This window comes from Shewanella algidipiscicola (assembly GCF_003605125.1).
Classification (GTDB): Bacteria; Pseudomonadota; Gammaproteobacteria; order Enterobacterales; family Shewanellaceae; genus Shewanella; species Shewanella algidipiscicola.
Window position 1 is genome coordinate 56,684 of the sequence record NZ_QPQT01000021.1, and the last position, 19,067, is coordinate 75,750.

A 19,067-nucleotide genomic window follows, 5' to 3' on the forward strand; every position below is an offset into this window, starting at 1 on the left:
TTGTCTATCTAACTCCCTAACCATTGCCATAGCGTCACCGTAGTGGATTGGCTGTGATTGTGATCCTTTTAGTGCCTAGCAGACTAGAATAAACACTATAAACCAATCTATACGGCATATCTGCTGGTGCAGATTAGCTCATGACTGTGGTGATTTATTACCGCTCGGTATGGGGGGATACAATGAAGTATCAGTGTGTTGCAAGAAAACTCTCGGCGTTTTTTTTGGCAGGACTTTTGCTGGCTTCAAGTAGCTTTGCCGCCCCGCAAGTGCGCGGTGGCGATGCTTCTGGGGGATTGGCCGATGCAGGGGTGATCAATCAACAGCGCATTCTCTATTGGCTGGTCAAACGAGGTGAATTGGCCAGTGATGCCACTGACGCCCAGCGCCGTGATGCGCTTGCGGCCTTTACGGCCAGAGCTAAGGGCTACCCGCAGAATACGGCTGTTATCTTGAGCCGCCTTGAGCGCCAGCAAAGATTGCGATCTAAGAGTCTGCCGTCCACTCGCACCATGAGTTTTGCTGCCGCCCGCGCCGACACGGATATAAGTAAAACCGTTAAAGTGCTGGCTATCTTGATTGATTTCCCCGATCTACCCCACGACAACAATCGCTTATCTGCTGGTGATACCAGCATGTATTATCCCAGTTATCCGCAGGCTCATTATCAAGATCTGATGTTTTCCACCTCGGGCTTTGCTGGGCCGCAGGGGCAAAATCTCATCAGTGCTTATCAATATTATCAAGCGGCTTCTGGCGGCAGTTTATTTTTTACGGGTAACGTTAAGGGCTGGTATACCGCTAGCCAAAATGCGGCTTACTATGGTGAAAATGACCCCAATAATAGTGATGACGATCAAGCCGTGCCCGAATTAGTTAAAGAGGCGGTGACGCAGGCCTTAGCTAATATGACTCCAGCCGAAATCGACACCTATGACGTGGAAGACCCATACGATCTCGATGGCGATGGTAATCTTAATGAGGCCGATGGCGATATCGATCATGTGATGCTGTTTCACTCCAGTATTGGTGAAGAGGCGGGGGGCGGCGTTCTGGGGCGCGATGCCATTTGGTCGCATCGTTATTTTGTCTATCACGCCGGTGCTCCAGGATATGCCATTGCCGGCACTAACAAGAAAGTGTTTGGCTATACGATTCAGCCCATAGATGCCGCCGCTGGCGTTGTCGTGCATGAGTTTGGCCATGCACTGGGTTTGCCCGATGAATATGACACCACCAACACTGGCGATGGTTCGCCAGTGGGGGATTGGTCGATCATGTCGAGTGGCAGCTGGTCGGGTGAACTTGCTGGTACCCAGCCTGTGGGTTTTAGTCCCTATGCTCGCTCTTATCTACAGGATAAATATCGGGGTAACTGGGTGAGAGAGTTACAAGTCGATCTCGACAGCATCCCTGTTGGTGGTCAAGAGGTGCGCCTTGTCGAGGCGGTTAATTATGACCAAGTCAATCAAATTGCCCTGAGGCTACCCGCGGTCGATATCACCTTTAAGGCGCCCTATTCTGGCGCTTATCAATACTATTCCAATCAAGGCAATTTACTCAGTACCGCGGCAGCGGTGAATATCGATTTTCCAGCAAGTAATACTTTGACCCTTAAGATGAAGGCGCATTGGGATATTGAGCTTAATTATGATTATGCTCAGGTGATGATCGATGGTGTGGCACTTAAGGGGAATTACACTCGAGCCAGTAATGGGATTAATGGGGCGACCAATATTATCACCGGCACGTCGGCGGATATCGGCGCGGCCGAGGGCGTGGATAATTGGGTCGACTTAACGTTTGATGTTTCTGGATACGCTGGCAGTACGGGTAGGCAACTAAGTATCGTGTACCGCACAGATGACGCTGTGGGTGGATATGGTTTGGTGGTTGACGATATTGGTCTATTCGATGGTAATAATCGCCTCTATTTCGATGGCGCAGAAGCTGCCGGAGTGATGCAGTTAACCGGGGGTTTTGTGCGAATTGATAACAATCGTCCCGGTGGTGAGCGCCGTTACCTAGTGCAACTACGCAGCCATAATGGTCTCGATGCCGGCTTGGCCAGCCGCGATTATGAGCCCGGTGTGCTGTTATGGTTGGAAAACTTGAGTGAGGTCGACAACAACGTCAGCAATCATCCGGGCAGAGGCTTGATTGGCGTGGTGGACGCAGATCAAAACTTAATTGGCAACGCCGCCACGCAAGTGCAGATCCGCGATGCGACTTTCAGCATGTTCAATCAATCACGCTATTTTAATGACAATCACCTATCGGCTATCAGTTTGTTCGATGATCGCCGTGATTACAGTGCGCCCTTACAACCACAGTCAGGTTTAGTGTTACCAGTATTAGGGCTCACTATGGAGGTTATTGAACAGCAAGCAGATTCTAGCGTTGCTAGGGTGCGGTTTGAATACCGCAGTGAATCTGTCAACCTGCCCAGTGCTAATTTTGATTATGTGGCGACCGAGTTAAGGGTCGCGTTTAGCAATACCACATCCGGTGGCAGCGGGCCGTTTAGCTATGTGTGGGCGTTTGGCGATGGCAGTAGCAGTACCGATATCTCTCCTACTCATACCTACGCCAATACTGGGCGCTATCAGGTGACATTAACGGTTACCGATGGCAGCAATAATCAATCGAGTGTGACGCAAACGGTTATCGTGGCGACGACCCGTGATGACGATACCGGTTCCGACTCTGGCGGCGGTGGTAGTTTGGGCTGGATGGCGCTGTCGTTGTTATTATTGCTAGGTTATCGTTTTTGTGGGCGTAAGCAGCAATAAGGGTTATTCGAGTTTATGTTGTTCGATAAGGCGCTGCGCCGCCGGTAAAAAGATTTCGCTGACGATGAGCTGCTGCTCGTTATGGCTGAAATAACGCCTTCTGCCCCAGAGCGTATGTTCACTGCTTTGGTGCAGGGACTCGATAAGCTTGGCTAAGGTGCTGCAGGCGTTAAACTGACCCACTTCAATTTTACCTGGGATGAACTCACCACTGTTGAACAGCAGTTCGCCAAGGGGGCGATTACCCAAGGTTAAAAAGTCTGACTGAGCATTGTCGAGCATACTGCCGGGGACTAGTGTACGGGCAAAGACCCAAGGCAAACCGTCAAGGCACAGTAGTACTTCTCTAATCCAGGCCTGTTTTTGCTGCGGCATCTCATTTGCGAAGGGGCTGAGAATATCTTCACCCAAGACCTTTACCTCAAATTGACCGCAGTGAGACTTAAGCTTTTGGGTTAAACTACCCGGGGCGAGTAGCCAATCTTTGAGGGGAGAAGGCGGCAGGTGCGGAATCTTATCAGCGGCATACCAGTGAAGAGATTCACCATAGGGAAAGCTTAATTTCGTTACACTCATTGGATTCTCGGTACTATACTCCCAAACGTCAGCAGTTTATCATGCTGGAACTATGATGTCGGTAATTAAAGTATTGGCAAAATGTGGCGATAATTGAGTATCAATAGAATCAAGACAAAGCCGCTTCAGCTGACAATGGCGAGCTTAAACAATTAGGGAGTACCCACCAAAGATGAAACAGTTTGCATTGTTACTGTTACTGTTGGCGAGCTGTAGCATGAGCCATAGCGCTTTTGCCGCCAAAGATGATGTTGTCGATACTTATGCTTATTACGGCTTTACCCCCGATATTGTCACCAACTATATCTCCAATCGCAAGAAACTTGGCTTTGTTAAAATTAGCGTCGAGCTGATGGTTAAAGCCCCAGAAGACCTCGTGGTGTTGCAACATCACGATCCCCTGCTGCGAGCGGCAATTTTAGAGATATTAGGCGCTCAAACAGAAGACAAGGTGAAATCATTAGTGGGCAAAGAGGAGATCCGTCGAGAGTGCTATGAGGCTGTCAATCGACTATTGCAACAAGAGGTGGGTAAACCTTTGGTCGTCAATATGTTGTTTACCAAATATCTGTATGACTGACCGCGGTTAGTTAACTCAGCATTGTCTGTGGCCACGTAGCCTATCTTGCGTGGTCACCTCTTTAATGGTATTGGCTTCATGACTCTGGCTGATAAACCTTGGCACGCGACTAATCCCCCCCAAGTGCCCACCGTAAATCTAAATCAACATCGGCGAAATAGAGCCAGATTAAGCCAACCAATAAGGCTAAGTTAGTGAAAAAGACGCTATCATCACATAAAAAACCTAACCAGATGCCAGCTAGCAAGGCTCAAGGTGGCAAGGGGCTTCATCCGCGAAACGTGCATGGTAATGGCTATGACTTTAACGCCTTGATCGCCAAGACGGAGCAGCTAAGTCCGTTTGTACGCCCGAATCCTTACGGTAATTTGTCGATCGATTTTGCCGATGAACAGGCGGTTAAAACCTTGAATTTAGCCTTACTTCGGTTGCATTACGGTATCGATTATTGGGATATCCCTGCCGGTTTTTTGTGTCCCCCCATCCCAGGGCGGGTCGATTATCTGCACCACTTAGCCGATCTCTTAGCCGAGGACAGTGCAGCGGATACACATCGAAACCGTCCTCAAGCTAAACCAACGAAAGGCACAAAAATTCAGGTGTTAGACATAGGCACAGGGGCTAATGGTATCTATCCTATTTTAGGTGCACAAACCTATGGCTGGCGTTTCGTCGCCAGCGACATCGATCCCCTATCGATAGCCAATGTACACACTATTATTGATCGTAACCCGTCGCTGCAGGGGAAGGTCAACCTACGCCTGCAGAGCACATCCAAGGCCATCTTCAATGGCGTCATCAAGTCACAGGAGCGCTTCGATTTAACCATGTGTAACCCGCCGTTTCATGCTTCATTGGCGCAGGCCGCTGCCGGTAGTGAGCGCAAGTTGGCGAACCTTGCTGCCAACCGTCTTGCTAAAGGGCACGCAACATCGGCCAGCAAGCCTACGGCTAAGCTTAATTTTGGTGGTCAGAAGGCGGAGTTATGGTGTGAAGGGGGAGAGCAGAGGTTCTTATTGGATATGATCGATGAGAGTAAAACCTTTGCCTTGCAATGCTTGTGGTTTAGCAGTTTAGTGTCTAAAAAAGAGAACGTAACGCCTTGCTATAACGCGCTGCAACGACTCGGCGCCGTCACGGTGAAAACCATAGATATGACCCAAGGTAATAAGCTAACGCGGGTATTGGCATGGAGTTTTCTCACTCCGTCCCAGCGACAGATGTGGCATAAATTTCGCTGTTAAGGCTAATATTTCCAAAAATGCGGATGAAACAGTACCGCCACGGTTAAAATTTCTAAGCGACCCAGTAACATGCCGATCGCCAATGCCCATTTAGCCACATCTGGCAGTGATGCAAAGTTTCCCGCGGGGCCGATGACAGGCCCAAGCCCAGGGCCGACATTGGTCACAGCGGTGATCGCACCAGTAAAGCTGGTGGTCGGATCGAGCCCTGTCATCACGAGTATGACCGACAGTGTCACGATAACCAGCATAAACAGCAGGACGAAGGTGACTAGTGAACGTATAATATCTTCGCTAATAGCGCGACCATTGTAGCGTTCCTTGAAGATGCCGTTAGGGTGGAACTGCTGCTTAAGTTGTTCGCGCATGATGGCGATGGCAATTTGGAAGCGGAAAATTTTAATCCCCCCCGATGTCGATCCCGAGCAGCTACCTGCAAACATTAAAAACAGAAAGACAACGTTGGCTAACGCTCCCCAGGCGGTATAGTCAGTGAGGCCATAACCTGTGGTGGTGACTACGGAAACCACGTTAAAGCTGGCTAGGCGCAAGGCATCGATAGGCGTCATTTCGTGTCCTTGCCAAAGCCAAAAGGCGAGGCTGCAAGAGACGCACAGCAAAAATAATAGGTAGCCTTTAACCTGATCATCATTCCATATTTTTACCGAACGCTGCGACAGTGAATGCACAAACATTAATAACGGTAGTCCCCCCGCTGCCATAAACAGAGTGCCAACCCAATGCGCCGAGTTCGAGAAGGCCGCCATCGAGCTGTCGGAGGTAGAGTAGCCGCCAGTCGAAAGGGTGGTCATGGCGTGGTTTATGGCCTGAAACCAGGTCATCCCGGCGAGGTGATAGGCGACGCCACAAGCTACAGTCAGCCCCACATAGACAAAAAATAACTGTTTGGCCATATTCTGCGTGCGGGGCACGGCTTTCTCGCCCCAGTCTGATGACTCGGTACGAAATAGTCGCATGCCACCGACGTTAAGGAAGGGCAAAATAGCCACTGCCATTACAATAAAGCCAATGCCGCCGAGCCACTGCAGTAGTGATCGCCAGATAAGGATGCTGTGATCCATGGTGTCTAAGTTAGATAGTACCGTCGAGCCTGTGGTGGTGATCCCCGACATGGTTTCGAAGAACGCGTCGGTGTAGTTAATGCCGTGATACAGGGTAAAAGGCATGGCAGCGAACAAGCTAACAATCAGCCAGGTGAGGCTGGTGAGCAGAAACATATCGCGTATATTAAGACGCAATTTGTCTCTGTGTCCTTGGTGCATCGAGGCGCTTGCACAAGTGCCGGTAACCAATGAGGCGATCATAAAGGCTCCCACTGTTTCTTCACCATAGAATAGGGCGAAGAGCAGCGGGATAAACATAAAGGCGGTCAGCGTCGACAGAAAAACACCTAATATGAACAGTAATGGCCGAATATTAAGCATATTGAGCTGCCGCTGAGTTAAAGATACGATTAAAAGAAGAAGGCGCTAGGTTGAAATAGTTTTTCAACTTCACCGACAAATTTCTTATTGACTAAGAAAAGGATGACATGGTCGCCCTGTTCGATAATGGTTCTATCGTGGGCCATCAAGACCTCTTCATCTCTTACAATGGCGCCTATGGTTGTACCCGGGGGAAGTTTGATTTCGCCAATCTGTTTACCCACCACTTTAGAGGTGCTGGGATCGCCATGGGCAATGGCCTCAATGGCTTCAGCTGCGCCACGTCTGAGGGAGTAAACGTTACAGATATCCCCTTGACGAATATGGGTAAGCAGTGCCGAAATAGTAGCTTGTTGGGGTGAAATAGCGATATCGATATTGGCCTCTTGCACAATATCAACATAGGCTTCACGCTGGATCAGCACCATCACCTTTTTCGCGCCCATACGTTTAGCCAGCAGTGCTGCCATGATGTTGGCTTCATCGTCATTGGTTACGGCAATAAAGACATCAGTTTGATCTATATGTTCTTCAAGCAGCAGCTCTTGGTCTGATGCATCACCGCAAAATACCGTGGTGTTTTCTAGCTTTTCTGATAGTGCTTCGGCGCGATCTTGTCGATGCTCAATCAGTTTGACCGAATGATTGCGCTGCAACTGTTTCGCTAACCCTAGGCCTATGTTGCCCCCGCCGGCGATCATGATATTGCGATAGCTGTTATCGAGCTTTTGCATTTCGCTCATCACCGCGCGTACATGGCGGCTATCGGCTACGAAAAAGACCTCGTCGTCGGCTTCGATAATCGTGGTACCGCGCGGCATAATCGCGCGGCCTTGCCTAAAGATAGCCGCAACCCGAGTATCAATATTTGGCATGTGCTCACGCAGTGCCGCTAATGCATTACCGACTAACGGGCCACCGTAATAGGCGCGCACTGCCACTAAGCTTAGGCGCCCTTCGGCAAACTCCAGTACTTGCAATGCCCCCGGGTATTCGACCAAACGGCGAATGTAGGAGGTGACCAGCTGCTCTGGCGCGATGAGTTCATCGATAATAAAGCCGCCACGTGGGCGGTTTTCGCTGTTTTTGGTTTCACTGTTAATAAACAGTTTGTCACGCAGAGCAAGATATTGTTCTGAGCGAATACGGGCAATTTTCGTCGGGGTGCCATAAAGTGAATAGGCTATCTGGCAGGCGGCCATATTGCACTCATCGCTATTGGTTACTGCAATTAACATATCGGCGTCTTCGGCCCCCGCGTCTTTGAGTACGCCGGGGTGGGCACCATGACCGAGTACAACGCGAAGATCGTACTTGTCTTGTAGGGAACGCAATCTTTCTCTGTCGTTATCGACGATAGTGATATCGTTATTTTCGCCCACTAAGTTTTCGGCTAATGTACCGCCAACTTGCCCTGCACCTAATATGATAATTTTCATAAACTAACGTTACCCTTTAAGCAGACGTGCGTAATAAAACCCGTCCATATTGTCTTGTCCTGGCGTGATTTGCCAGCCGATATCGTCGCGATGAGTCTGCTGCGTGATGGGCTCGAGCGTGGCGTCCGCCGTTCTGGCCACAAAGGCACTGATTTGCTCGGCATTTTCTTGCGGCAAAATAGAGCAGGTTGCGTATAGCAGTGTGCCACCCGGTTTTAGCCACTGCCAGCAGTGATCTAAAATTTGTGATTGCAGCGTGGCTAACTCTTCGATATCCGCTTGTTTCCTAAGCCACTTAATATCGGGGTGACGACGTATTACGCCAGTGGCGGAGCAGGGGGCGTCGAGTAAGATGCGATCAAATTTGTCCCCTTGCCACCACGAGTCAATATTGGCGGCATCACCGTGGATCACCTTGGCGTGCAGTGACAAACGGTCTAGATTTTGTTGTACCCGTTCGAGTCGTTTGGCGTCAAAGTCTACGGCGACGAGATCTATGCTGTTTTCGGTTTCTAGCAGATGACAGGTTTTGCCCCCGGGCGCGGCACAGGCATCGAGTATTAATTCGTTGGCCTGCGGTCCCAGTAAGGTTGCCGCCCATTGGGCTGCGCCATCTTGTACCGATGCTGCGCCGTCGCTAAAGCCGGGCAGTAGGGCCACATCTTTAGGGCTGTCCAGTAAAATGGCGTTGTCGCTGTTGCCTGCAGTGGCACCAATCTCTTGCTCAGCGAGTAATTCTAGGTAGCGCTGGCGCGTTTGTGATAACGCGTTATTACGCAGCCACATAGGTGGACGTTGATGGCTCTGCTCTATCACCTGTTGCCAAGTGTCTGGATAGGCTGCTTTAAGGCGTTTGATCAGCCACGCCGGCGTATTAAAGGCCAAGGTGTCGTTATCGGTTGGCAGTGGTGCTTGATTACGCTGTAGGTTACGCAATACACCATTAACCACTTTGACTAAACCATCGAATTTAAGCTGTCGACAGGCTTCGGCGGTTTCTGAAATGGCTGCATGGCTTGGAATACGAGTGAAATACAGTTGGTAGCAACCAATTAATAGCAACTGGTGGACGATACGTTGCTTGCCTTTCATCGGCTTGCTCATGCAATCGCTCACTAGTTTGTCTAACTGAGGCAAATGACGCATCACGCCATAGCTGAGTTCGGCCAATAAGGCTTTGTCTTTAGCGCTACTCAGTTTCTGCTGTTGCTCGGGCAGAGCGACTGACAATGACACGCCTTTTTCCAGTACCTGAAAAATCACTTTGGCCGCTAACGCGCGTAAATTCATCACGAGTTAGCCTCAAGGTTGTCTGCGCCATTGTGCAGTCGAGTGCCGGGAGTAAACCAGTCGGCGCGAGAGTTTAGGATCTCGGCCACAGGCAGCGCTTTTTTACCTGGGAGCTGTATGGTTTGTAGCACTAAGGTCCCGTCACCCGTCGCCAAGGTAAGACCTTGTTTATCGGCGGCTAAAATGGTCCCTGGCACGGCGTCAGTTGAATGCTCTCCAACGGCGGCTTGCCATACCTTAATGCTGGCATTCATATGATTGAAGTGGCTTACTGGCCAAGGATTAAAGGCTCGGATCTCACGCCACAGTTGTACGGCAGGTTTACTCCAGTCGAGCAGCGCTTCCTCTTTGCTGAGTTTTTCAGCGTAATTGGCCAGAGTCTCATCTTGTGGCTCTGGAATGAGCGTGCCTTGAGCTATCCCTGCTAGCGCTTCAATCAGTGCATCTGGCCCTTGTTGAGCGAGCTTTTCATAGAGGGTCGCCGAGGTGTCGCTATCTTCGATGGGCAGATGGGTTTTAAGCAGCATGTCACCGGTATCTAGGCCAATATCCATCTGCATTATGGTCACGCCAGTGGCGCCGTCGCCCGCCCAAAGTGCGCGCTGGATAGGCGCTGCACCTCGCCAGCGAGGCAGTATTGAGCCGTGTACATTGATACAACCCAATCGTGGTGTGTCGAGTACCACTTGCGGCAAAATCAATCCGTAGGCGACCACTACCATGATATCGGCATTCAATGAGGCCAATTCAGCTTGTGCCTCTGGTGTGCGCAAACTACTAGGTTGGTACACCGGAATATTGTGCTCAAGTGCCAATGCTTTCACTGGGCTTGCTTGCAGCTTTTTACCGCGCCCTGCGGGTCTGTCAGGTTGGGAATAAACCCCGATGACATTGTGCTCAGATTCGATCAGCGCTTGTAGGTGGCGGGCAGCAAAGTCTGGCGTGCCCGCAAAAATGATATTGAGTGGTTTCAAGTGCAACTTATCCTTGCTTGGCTTCGAGACGGGCGGCTTTTTCAAGCTTCTGTTTAATGCGTTGCCGTTTCAGGGGCGACAGATAATCGACAAATAACTTGCCATTGAGGTGGTCAAGTTCATGTTGCAGACAGATAGCAAATAGCCCATCAGCCTCTAAAGTGAACTCGTTACCGTGGCGATCGAGGGCTTTTATTTTTACATACTCGGCGCGATCGACTTTAGCATAAATCCCAGGTACCGATAGGCAGCCCTCTTCATTGGTAAATTCACCGCTTTTTTCGAGAATTTCTAAATTAATAAAGACTTTGGGTCGCTCTATATCATCTTGTAGATCCATGACTATTAGTTGCTTATGAAAGTCGACTTGGGTAGCCGCTAGCCCGATGCCTTTTTCTTCATACATGGTTTCGAGCATATCATCGATCTGTGTTTGCAGCTCGGGGGTAAATTCTGTCACTGGCTTCGCAATAGTGCGTAAGCGTTCATCTGGAAAACGTAATACTTTTAGTAAGCTCATACATAAACTCTTAACAAGTCTGTCAAATTTGAGCCAGTTAGTTATACTGACTCAAGCTAATAGATTAATTTTAATCCTTAGTGGCATTCAATAACAGCAAAAGCTCTATTTAAAGAGCAAACAGCATGGATACCCCCATGAAACGACTAATTTTACTCGGTTTATTGATATTAAGTTGTTCCTCTATCTTCGCCGATACTCTGACATTGAAGTCTGGTCATCCTGACTCCTACATAGTAAAGAAAGGCGATACCCTTTGGGATATTTCGGCACACTTCCTTAATGATCCTTGGCGTTGGCCTAAATTGTGGGGGTCAAACCCACAAATAGCCAACCCCCATTTAATTTATCCTGGTGACAGGCTGACGTTAGTCTTTATCGATGGTGAACCCAGATTAGTGGTTAAACCCCATGTGCGTAAAAGCCCTGAAGGGCGCATCATGGCCAAAGATGGTGCCATTCCGGCTATTGATTTATCCTTAATCCAAGCGTATCTAGTGCAAAACCGAGTGGTTGATAGCCGTTGGTTTGAGCAACAACCCATGGTAATGGGGGGAGAAAGTGAATCCAAGCATCACATTATTAATGACATTATTTATGTTCAATCTGAGCTCACCGTGGGTGATAAATTGGGCGTGTATGCGCCTGGACGTCAGTTTGTGGCGCAGGAGTCGGGCGATAACTTAGGCCAAGAGGTGATCATGACCGCCAGTGGTCGAGTGGTCGAGTCTGGTCCAATATCAAAAGTCCGTTTGTTGAGTAATATTCGAGAGACCAAAGCGGGTTACCGTATTTTACCTATTGATGATGACTCGTTAATGTCGGCTTACTTTATGCCTAAAGCCGCGACAACGACCGCTTCGGTATTGGCTGCTGAAGGTAATCTTCGTGAAGTGGGTAAACTCGATGTGGTGTATCTCGATCAAGGCAGTAACAGTGGTGTCGAGCCCGGTCACGTATATTCAATTTTCAGAGATGGCCAAGGCATAGTGATCGACGGCGATGGGATGCCGGTAAAACCTGAAGATCGCAGCACCTATGAAGACCTTCTTTCAAGTCTCTCTGCCGATAACGAAATTAAGATGCCTGATATCTATCATGGCAAACTCATGGTGTTTAAAGTGTTTGACAAGGTGAGTCTTGGATTGATTTTACTCAATAAAAAGCCAGTGCGGGTGAACGACAAGTTGCTGCAACCCGACACGTTATTACAAGGTGAATAAATAGACGACAAACTGGTCGATTGGCTAGTTGTTTGTGCGGTATCTGGGCTTGGACCCGCTCGGATTAAACAATTATTAAACTACATGGAAGTAGAGGAGCTCAGGCATAGGGTAGAGCATGAACCACATGCATTACCTTTGCCAGAGCAGCTGCTTAACCGCTCGTTTGCGCCTGATTTTAACCGTGTCGAAGCGGCGCTCAACTGGCTGGCTAAAGCCGATAATCATCATATTATTTGTCAAACTTCCTCGCTTTATCCCAGTTTGCTGCTCGATATCACAGATCCTCCTCCTTTACTTTTTGTTAAAGGTTCACCAACTGTTTTACTGCATCCAAGTATTGCTGTTGTGGGCAGTCGTGCTGCATCTCAAACGGGGCTTTCAACCGCTTACCAATTGGCAACCGAGCTAAGCGATGCGCATATTGGCGTTGTAAGTGGCATGGCTGCTGGTATTGATGGTGCGGCCCATCAGGCGGCGATTGATGCCAATGGGCCTACAGTTGCCGTGCTGGGGACTGGGGTCGATGTGGTTTACCCTAAGCGTCATAGGACGTTATATCAGGCGATTGTGCAGCAAGGATGCGTGATCAGTGAGTTTTGGCCAGATATGAAACCTTATGCTGGTAACTTCCCTAAACGTAACCGTATAATTAGCGGCCTGTCGTTAGGTGTACTCGTGGTTGAGGCCACGCGTAAAAGTGGTTCGTTAATCACCGCTAGGTTGGCATTAGAGCAGGGGCGAGAAGTGTTTGCTGTGCCGGGGAATATTTTGGCCGGCGATCACCAAGGTTGTCATGATTTACTGCGTGATGGTGCCAAACTTGTCGAGTGTGCGGCCGATATTATTGAAGAGCTGGCACCTTTATCGAATTTCCACCTTGAAGAGTTGCATCGTCGCCACCATATAGGGGGGGAGTTAGCTTCTGATTTGCCATTTACCTCACTGTTAGCTAGTGTAGGTTATGAGGCCACACCATTAGATGTGGTGGTCGAACATAGTGGAAAAACGATAGAGCTAGTACTAGAGCAAATGCTTGAACTTGAACTGCAAGGTTGGGTTTCAGCGGTACCCGGTGGTTATATAAGACTTAAGAGGAGCTAGCCATGTTTGATATCCTCATGTATCTATTTGAAAACTATGTTCACGGTGAAGTTGAGCTGTTGGTCGACGAGGATGAGTTGACGCAAGAGTTAACCCGCGCTGGTTTTCATCAGTCTGCAATTATCAAGGCCTTGTCTTGGTTAGAGCATTTGGCTTCATTGCAAGAAAGCGATCAGCCCTATTTGTGCAATCATGATCAGCAGTCATTTCGTATTTATACCCAAGATGAGATGGAAAAACTCGATGTCGAATGTCGAGGCTTTCTGCTGTTTTTAGAGCAGATAAAAGTATTGAGCGTCGAAACCCGTGAGATGGTGATCGATCGCGTCATGGAACTGGATGAACCTGTACTGATTTTAGAAGATCTCAAGTGGGTTATCTTAATGGTATTATTTAATGTGCCAGGTAACGAATCTGCCTATGAGCAGATGGAAGATCTGATTTTTGAGCAGCCAGATGGTCGGTTCCATTCATAATCGACATAGCAATGGCAACACATTAAGGAGGCGATAGCCTCCTTTTTGAGTTTAAATCACCATAGGTTTAGTGGCAGATGATCATTGATTAACATCATACCCTAGGGATTAAAATACCTGAATATCAGCAACAGCGCCCATTGAGGAAAGCATGTCTAAAATAGATCAACAACTGTTTAGCTCTCACGAGCACGCGTTAGAAAAAGAGTATGAACTCTGCCCTAAGTGTGGCTGTGAGTTGTCGATAAAAAACAGTAAGCATGGTGGGTTTGTCGGTTGTAATAATTACCCCTCTTGCGATTACACTCGGCCATTGGTGCATCATGAGTCGATAGAGAGTCAGGTCATTGAGGGGTCTGAATGCCCTGACTGTGGTGCTGAGTTAGCGGTTAAATCCGGTCGTTTTGGTATTTTTATCGGCTGTACTCGTTATCCCGAGTGCACTCATATTGAAAAGCATGATCATGACGATGAGCAGGCGCAGATTGCTTGTCCCAGTTGTAAAAAGGGAGTCATAGAGCATAGAACCAGTCGTTTCGGTAAAACATTTTACGCCTGTAGCGCTTACCCTAAATGCAAATTCTTAGTCAATTATCCTCCAGTGGCAGAAACCTGCCCTGACTGTGGGTTTGGTATCTTGGTCGAGCGTAAAGGCGCGGCCGGTATGCGTGTGGAATGCCCGCAAAAGGCATGTAAATATAAACGCCCTTTATAGGCGCTTATGTTTACAGCGTTGTCAGTATTAGCCATCTCTGTATAATCTCGATTCATTGAAAATGATAATGCGTCTAAATAAGTTCGACGAGAAGGCTAGGCTAAATGTTGCAGCAAGATCCCCATGCAGTAGTTGATGTTGTTTTACAAGGCGGTGTAATCGCGTACCCAACAGAGGCGGTATATGGCTTAGGTTGCGATCCTGATAATGACAGCGCCATCCAAAAGTTGCTTGAATTAAAGCAAAGGCCTTGGCAAAAAGGGCTGATCTTAGTGGCTAGCGATTTTTCACAGCTAAAGCCCTACATTGACGAATCGCAGCTTGGTGCCGAGCAGTTGCAACAAGCATTCGACAAATGGCCTGGGCCCTTCACCTTTATCATGCCCATTAAACCTAACTTATCTCAGTTACTCTGCGGCCAATTTAATTCATTGGCGGTAAGGGTCTCTAATCATCCCGGTGTACAAGCCTTATGCCAAGCTCTGGGTAAACCCATTGTTTCGACCAGCGCCAATTTGACGGGCCAAGATCCTGCGATGACGGCAGCAGAGGTGATTTTGCAGTTTGATGGCAAAATCGATGCGCTGGTTACAGGCGAGTTAGGCCGTGAGCTAAAGCCCTCAACGATAATCGATGCCATTAGCGGCAAGATTTTGAGATAAAACCGCTTTTACGTTGAATCAGATAAAACCATAACAAGGACTAAATATGAGTAAGCCAACTACCAGTGAGGTCAAAGCATTCCTACTCGGTCTGCAACAGCAGATATGCGCAGGTTTAGAGCGCCTCGATGGTAAGGCTGAGTTTATTGCTGACTCTTGGACGCGAGAAGAGGGGGGCGGCGGAACCAGTCGTGTGATGACCGATGGACAAGTGTTCGAACAGGCCGGGGTTAATTTTTCCCATGTGACGGGAGCCGCCATGCCTGCATCGGCCACGGCGCATCGTCCTGAGTTGGCGGGCCGTAGTTTCGAAGCGATGGGCGTGTCATTGGTTATTCACCCCAAAAATCCTTATATCCCAACCACACACGCTAATGTTCGTTTCTTTATTGCCGAAAAAGAGGGCGCCGATCCAGTATGGTGGTTTGGTGGTGGGTTCGACCTCACTCCTTATTATCCGTTTGAAGAAGATGTCATTGGTTGGCATCAAAGTGCCAAAGAGTTATGTGAGCCTTTTGGCGATGATGTTTATCCTAAATACAAGAAATGGTGTGATGACTATTTCTTCTTGCCACATCGCAACGAAACCCGTGGTGTTGGTGGCTTGTTCTTTGATGATCTCAATGAGCAAGGTTTTGATACGAGCTTTGCCTTTATGCAAGCGGTGGGTAAGGGATTTTTAAACGCCTATGCGCCTATAGTTGAACGCCGCAAAGACACTGAATATGGTGAGCGCGAGCGTAACTTCCAGCTTTATCGCCGTGGACGCTATGTCGAGTTTAATTTAGTGTATGACCGAGGCACCTTATTTGGGCTGCAAACCGGTGGTCGTACCGAGTCTATTTTGATGTCTATGCCGCCATTGGTGCGTTGGCAATATGCTTACACCCCTGAAGAGGGTAGTCCAGAGGCGCTGCTTTATAGCGATTACCTCGCGCCAAGAGATTGGTTAGGCGCTAAGTAACACAGTAAAAAGGAGCTAATAAGCTCCTTTTTTGTGGGTTATTACGTCATCTTTATCGATTACGCATATGGTCGGCAAGAGTCGATATGGCTTGATAGATGGCTTCTTTATGTTGGGGCTGTTTAATCTCTAGCTCAATAGCGCGTTTCATACACAGTAACCATTGATCGCGCATGTCACTATCGATAGCAAAAGACATATGTCTTGCCCTAAGAGCAGGATGACCGTATTTTTGCTCAAACAGCGGTGGGCCACCTAGCCAGCCACTTAAAAACTCAAACAGTTTCTGCTCCGATTCGGCGATAGGTGAGCGATGCATCGCTAACAGCGCCTGAGTTTCAGGATTGCTCTGCATCTGCACATAAAACTGTTTTGCTAATGCCGCAATGACTTTCTCACCACCGATACGATCGTAAGCATTCGACTGCTGTGGATCTCGTTGCTCCTGCTTTTTAGATATTAACTTTGTTAACCACTTCATTGCCAAAATTGCCACTACCTTAGCCTTGTTATAGGTAGCGCACACTAGCTTATTCGTTCAAAGCGATCAACCAGCGCCTTTAGCGCTTCAATGGCAGCTTATAAATAAGTAACACTTGGTTTTTTGGCTTTGATTCACAGATAAACCATGGGTAGACTGATGCCATCGTCAAAAAACTGAGTCAATCGATGACAGACAGATATGCCGTATTGGGTAATCCAATAGGTCACAGTAAATCGCCCGCGATTCATCAAGCGTTTGCCGCAGCCACAGGGCAAGCAGTAAGTTATGAAGCGATACTCGCGCCAATCGATGGCTTTGAGTCTTGTTTACGGCAATTTATTGCTAATGGTGGCAAAGGGGCCAATGTTACCGTGCCTTTTAAGGAGCAGGCCTTTGCCTTATGCGATGAACTTAGCGAAGAGGCCAAACTGGCTGGCGCAGTGAACACCTTAAGCGTATTAAAAGGCGGTCGATTAAGAGGTGACAATACCGATGGCATCGGGCTGGTTGCCGATCTGCAGCGTCATCTCGGCAAGCTTCATGGCAAGAAAGTATTACTCGTGGGGGCTGGTGGTGCGGCAAGAGGCTCTATCCTTCCTTTACTGAATAGTGGCATCGACTCAATAGTTATCCATAATCGTACTCATGAGAAAGCCATCGCTTTAGCCAAGCTATTTGCTCCCTTTGGCGATATTCAGGCTAAGGGACTAGATGAGCTAGAGCAGCCTTTTGATCTGGTGATTAACTCCACATCATCGAGCCTAAGCGGTGAAGCTCCTGCATTACCAAGCTCGGTAGTCGGTACTCATACCGCTTGTTACGATATGATGTATGCCAAGCAGCTTACCGCCTTTAATCTGTGGGCGCGGAAGCAAGGTGCCAAGCAAGTGATTGATGGTCTCGGGATGCTTGTCGGCCAAGCGGCTATAAGCTTTGCCTTGTGGCGTGGAGTCGAACCTGATGTTATCCCTGTACTCGCTAGCTTGCGCGAGCAATTAAGCTAGCACTAGGCGCAGTAAAACCTGTAATTTAGTAATTCTTTAAAGTGGTAAAGGGTTGGGCATGAATCAAAGCGTCATATTTAGCGACAGTTGCCAATGGGATGCAGAGCGCAGCGCCATTCATTTTGTCGCGCAGCAACAAGGGATGACGATCGACTGTTATATTAGCCTAGCGGTACTGCAGACATTATCAGGCACGGAAGGGGGTCAGCCTCAGCAGGCTATCGAACTGTTTGAACAATGTCGCTTCGATATAGAGGATACAGCACAAGAGCTCATCGACCAGGAAGCGGTCGATGAGCAGGGCTGTTTAGTGATTAATTCAATTTAAGTCGGTAAGTTCTGTAGCGCTTCTTCTATATACTCATTCTTCAACCGCACATAGTTGTCGGCCGATTGTGGTAAGAAGTTCAATTCATCTTGGGTCAAGGCTCTGATCTTTTTCGCAGGGCTTCCCACATAAAGGTGGCCTTTCTCAAGCGTCTTATTAGGAGGAACCAAAGAGCCCGCTCCCAAGATCACATCATCTTCAATGATCACCCCATCTAGAATAATCGCTCCCATACCAATGAGAATACGATCCCCCAACTGACAACCATGCAGCATGGCTTTATGACCAATAGTGACATCATCGCCAATAATCAACGGATGACCCTGCGAACGCGCGGCCGACTTACGGGTCACGTGCAATACAGTGCCGTCTTGAATATTTGAGCGCTTACCAATTCTTATGTGGTTCACATCGCCACGAGCTGCCACTAAAGGCCAAACACTAGCATCGGTATCTAAAAAAATGTCGCCAACCAATACACAAGCTTGGTCAATATAGACACTGTTATCAAACTGCGGGCTGATACCCTTATAAGATCGTAAACAATTTGCCATTGGGTAGTCCTTAACACGGCTAAAATAGCGAGAATCTAGCAGTATAATGGGTAAAAAGTATCTAGTCAGGCTAAAAAGCATTCAAACAGTGCAAAAGTAATAGTTTTCTTTAAAAAAGCCCTTGCGCGTAATTGATAACGCCCTATAATGCGCCCCACTGACACGGCAAACAGCGTCGCTAAGCGACATGAATGCAGTGAATCAGCAAGTTGAGTTTAAAGTGAACAAGTTGAAAAGCTTATTAAAAAATCACTTGACACCAACAACGGGAGGTGTAGAATACGCATCCCTAAGCCAACGACCTAGCGTCAACGGCCGCTAAATGAAAGATTGATTCTCTCATGTTAGCAACGCTCTTTAACAAGATGAAACAAGAAATCTGTGTGGACACTCACAGGTGCTGAGTTAATCGAAATTGCCTAACTTTCGGGTTGGCAATCAAAGAATTAAATCAACCAATTCTTTCACGAGAGTGATGAGTGTTCATAGCAATATGTACAAAGACTTACTACTTATTTTTGAATAAATAGGAGTCGAACAGAATTCGTTGAGCCGTTTGACGTAAGTCAAACAACAAAACTTTAATTGAAGAGTTTGATCATGGCTCAGATTGAACGCTGGCGGCAGGCCTAACACATGCAAGTCGAGCGGTAACAGGAATTAGCTTGCTAATTTGCTGACGAGCGGCGGACG

19 protein-coding genes and 1 rRNA gene are annotated in these 19,067 nt (G+C 48.2%); 12 read left to right on the forward strand and 8 right to left on the reverse strand.

Translation table 11 applies throughout. The annotated features are described in order from the left end of the window. Nucleotides 1-182 precede the first annotated feature (182 nt). On the forward strand, nucleotides 183-2,792 hold the full coding sequence (locus DVO77_RS18225) for an immune inhibitor A domain-containing protein (RefSeq protein WP_119979303.1): 2,610 nt from the start codon (nucleotides 183-185) through the stop codon (nucleotides 2,790-2,792). A 3-nt stretch (nucleotides 2,793-2,795) separates the two neighbouring features. Here the strand turns inward: DVO77_RS18225 and DVO77_RS18230 are convergent, their stop codons facing one another. Then, the gene (locus DVO77_RS18230; protein WP_119979304.1) at nucleotides 2,796-3,368 is read right to left on the reverse strand and encodes a chorismate--pyruvate lyase family protein; all 573 of its coding nucleotides are present in this window, start codon (nucleotides 3,366-3,368) and stop codon (nucleotides 2,796-2,798) included. Nucleotides 3,369-3,585: 217 nt separating this feature from the next. On the opposite strand from DVO77_RS18230, the gene DVO77_RS18235 reads away from it, so the two are divergent. Both DVO77_RS18235 and rlmF read left to right on the forward strand, forming a co-directional pair. Continuing rightward, nucleotides 3,586-3,948, forward strand: a complete 363-nt coding sequence (locus DVO77_RS18235) for a flagellar basal body-associated protein FliL (RefSeq protein ID WP_239473246.1) — start codon at nucleotides 3,586-3,588, stop codon at nucleotides 3,946-3,948. A gap of 167 nt (nucleotides 3,949-4,115) precedes the next feature. Beyond that, nucleotides 4,116-5,192 (forward strand): 23S rRNA (adenine(1618)-N(6))-methyltransferase RlmF, encoded by a 1,077-nt coding sequence (gene rlmF / locus DVO77_RS18240; protein WP_373317398.1) that lies wholly within the window; start codon nucleotides 4,116-4,118, stop codon nucleotides 5,190-5,192. Nucleotides 5,193-5,194: 2 nt separating this feature from the next. On the opposite strand, the gene DVO77_RS18245 is transcribed toward rlmF, so the two are convergent. The 5 genes from DVO77_RS18245 to def are packed head-to-tail and all read right to left on the reverse strand — an operon-like array spanning nucleotide 5,195 to nucleotide 10,860. Next, nucleotides 5,195-6,637: a TrkH family potassium uptake protein gene (locus DVO77_RS18245; RefSeq protein WP_119979305.1), complete on the reverse strand. Its 1,443-nt coding sequence runs from the start codon at nucleotides 6,635-6,637 to the stop codon at nucleotides 5,195-5,197. 29 nt (nucleotides 6,638-6,666) lie between these two features. Then, nucleotides 6,667-8,076 (reverse strand): Trk system potassium transporter TrkA, encoded by a 1,410-nt coding sequence (gene trkA, locus DVO77_RS18250; protein WP_110456828.1) that lies wholly within the window; start codon nucleotides 8,074-8,076, stop codon nucleotides 6,667-6,669. 9 nt (nucleotides 8,077-8,085) lie between these two features. After that, nucleotides 8,086-9,366 (reverse strand): 16S rRNA (cytosine(967)-C(5))-methyltransferase RsmB, encoded by a 1,281-nt coding sequence (gene rsmB, locus DVO77_RS18255; RefSeq protein WP_119979306.1) that lies wholly within the window; start codon nucleotides 9,364-9,366, stop codon nucleotides 8,086-8,088. Next, nucleotides 9,366-10,340: a methionyl-tRNA formyltransferase gene (gene fmt, locus DVO77_RS18260; RefSeq protein ID WP_119979307.1), complete on the reverse strand. Its 975-nt coding sequence runs from the start codon at nucleotides 10,338-10,340 to the stop codon at nucleotides 9,366-9,368. Before fmt ends, rsmB begins: the two co-directional genes overlap by 1 nt. A gap of 7 nt (nucleotides 10,341-10,347) precedes the next feature. After that, entirely contained in the window at nucleotides 10,348-10,860 is a 513-nt protein-coding gene (gene def / locus DVO77_RS18265) for a peptide deformylase (RefSeq protein ID WP_119979308.1), read from the reverse strand. Nucleotides 10,861-10,997: 137 nt separating this feature from the next. Between def and DVO77_RS18270 the strand changes: the two genes are divergently transcribed. The 6 genes from DVO77_RS18270 (at nucleotide 10,998) to hemF (ending at nucleotide 16,004) form a co-directional block, all read left to right on the forward strand. Beyond that, nucleotides 10,998-12,083, forward strand: a complete 1,086-nt coding sequence (locus tag DVO77_RS18270; protein WP_428842895.1) for a LysM peptidoglycan-binding domain-containing protein — start codon at nucleotides 10,998-11,000, stop codon at nucleotides 12,081-12,083. Nucleotides 12,084-12,167: 84 nt separating this feature from the next. Next, nucleotides 12,168-13,187, forward strand: coding sequence for a DNA-processing protein DprA (gene dprA / locus DVO77_RS18275; RefSeq protein ID WP_119979311.1), 1,020 nt, complete (start codon nucleotides 12,168-12,170; stop codon nucleotides 13,185-13,187). 2 nt (nucleotides 13,188-13,189) lie between these two features. After that, nucleotides 13,190-13,663 (forward strand): DUF494 family protein, encoded by a 474-nt coding sequence (locus DVO77_RS18280; RefSeq protein WP_110456822.1) that lies wholly within the window; start codon nucleotides 13,190-13,192, stop codon nucleotides 13,661-13,663. Nucleotides 13,664-13,814: 151 nt separating this feature from the next. Then, a complete protein-coding gene (locus tag DVO77_RS18285; protein WP_110456821.1) occupies nucleotides 13,815-14,378 on the forward strand; it encodes a DNA topoisomerase family protein in 564 nt (187 codons plus the stop codon). A 104-nt stretch (nucleotides 14,379-14,482) separates the two neighbouring features. Continuing rightward, nucleotides 14,483-15,040: an L-threonylcarbamoyladenylate synthase type 1 TsaC gene (gene tsaC / locus DVO77_RS18290; RefSeq protein WP_110456820.1), complete on the forward strand. Its 558-nt coding sequence runs from the start codon at nucleotides 14,483-14,485 to the stop codon at nucleotides 15,038-15,040. Nucleotides 15,041-15,086: 46 nt separating this feature from the next. After that, nucleotides 15,087-16,004 carry an oxygen-dependent coproporphyrinogen oxidase gene (hemF, locus tag DVO77_RS18295; RefSeq protein ID WP_110456819.1) on the forward strand — a complete coding sequence of 306 codons (918 nt, stop codon included), beginning with the start codon at nucleotides 15,087-15,089 and terminating at the stop codon, nucleotides 16,002-16,004. A 52-nt stretch (nucleotides 16,005-16,056) separates the two neighbouring features. On the opposite strand, the gene DVO77_RS18300 is transcribed toward hemF, so the two are convergent. Continuing rightward, nucleotides 16,057-16,485 carry a group II truncated hemoglobin gene (locus tag DVO77_RS18300; protein WP_110456887.1) on the reverse strand — a complete coding sequence of 143 codons (429 nt, stop codon included), beginning with the start codon at nucleotides 16,483-16,485 and terminating at the stop codon, nucleotides 16,057-16,059. 188 nt (nucleotides 16,486-16,673) lie between these two features. Between DVO77_RS18300 and aroE the strand changes: the two genes are divergently transcribed. Together aroE and DVO77_RS18310 are read left to right on the forward strand one after the other, a co-directional pair. After that, entirely contained in the window at nucleotides 16,674-17,492 is an 819-nt protein-coding gene (gene aroE, locus DVO77_RS18305) for a shikimate dehydrogenase (RefSeq protein ID WP_119979313.1), read from the forward strand. A gap of 58 nt (nucleotides 17,493-17,550) precedes the next feature. Next, nucleotides 17,551-17,820, forward strand: coding sequence for a DUF1488 family protein (locus DVO77_RS18310; protein WP_119979315.1), 270 nt, complete (start codon nucleotides 17,551-17,553; stop codon nucleotides 17,818-17,820). Here DVO77_RS18310 and DVO77_RS18315 read toward each other — a convergent pair. Continuing rightward, complete coding sequence (locus DVO77_RS18315) at nucleotides 17,817-18,374, reverse strand: gamma carbonic anhydrase family protein (protein WP_119979317.1); 558 nt, start codon at nucleotides 18,372-18,374, stop codon at nucleotides 17,817-17,819. The two genes, DVO77_RS18310 and DVO77_RS18315, sit on opposite strands and share 4 nt — an antisense overlap. Before the next feature lie 582 nt (nucleotides 18,375-18,956). Between DVO77_RS18315 and DVO77_RS18320 the strand changes: the two genes are divergently transcribed. Then, a 16S ribosomal RNA gene (locus DVO77_RS18320) occupies nucleotides 18,957-19,067 on the forward strand; the annotation flags it as partial.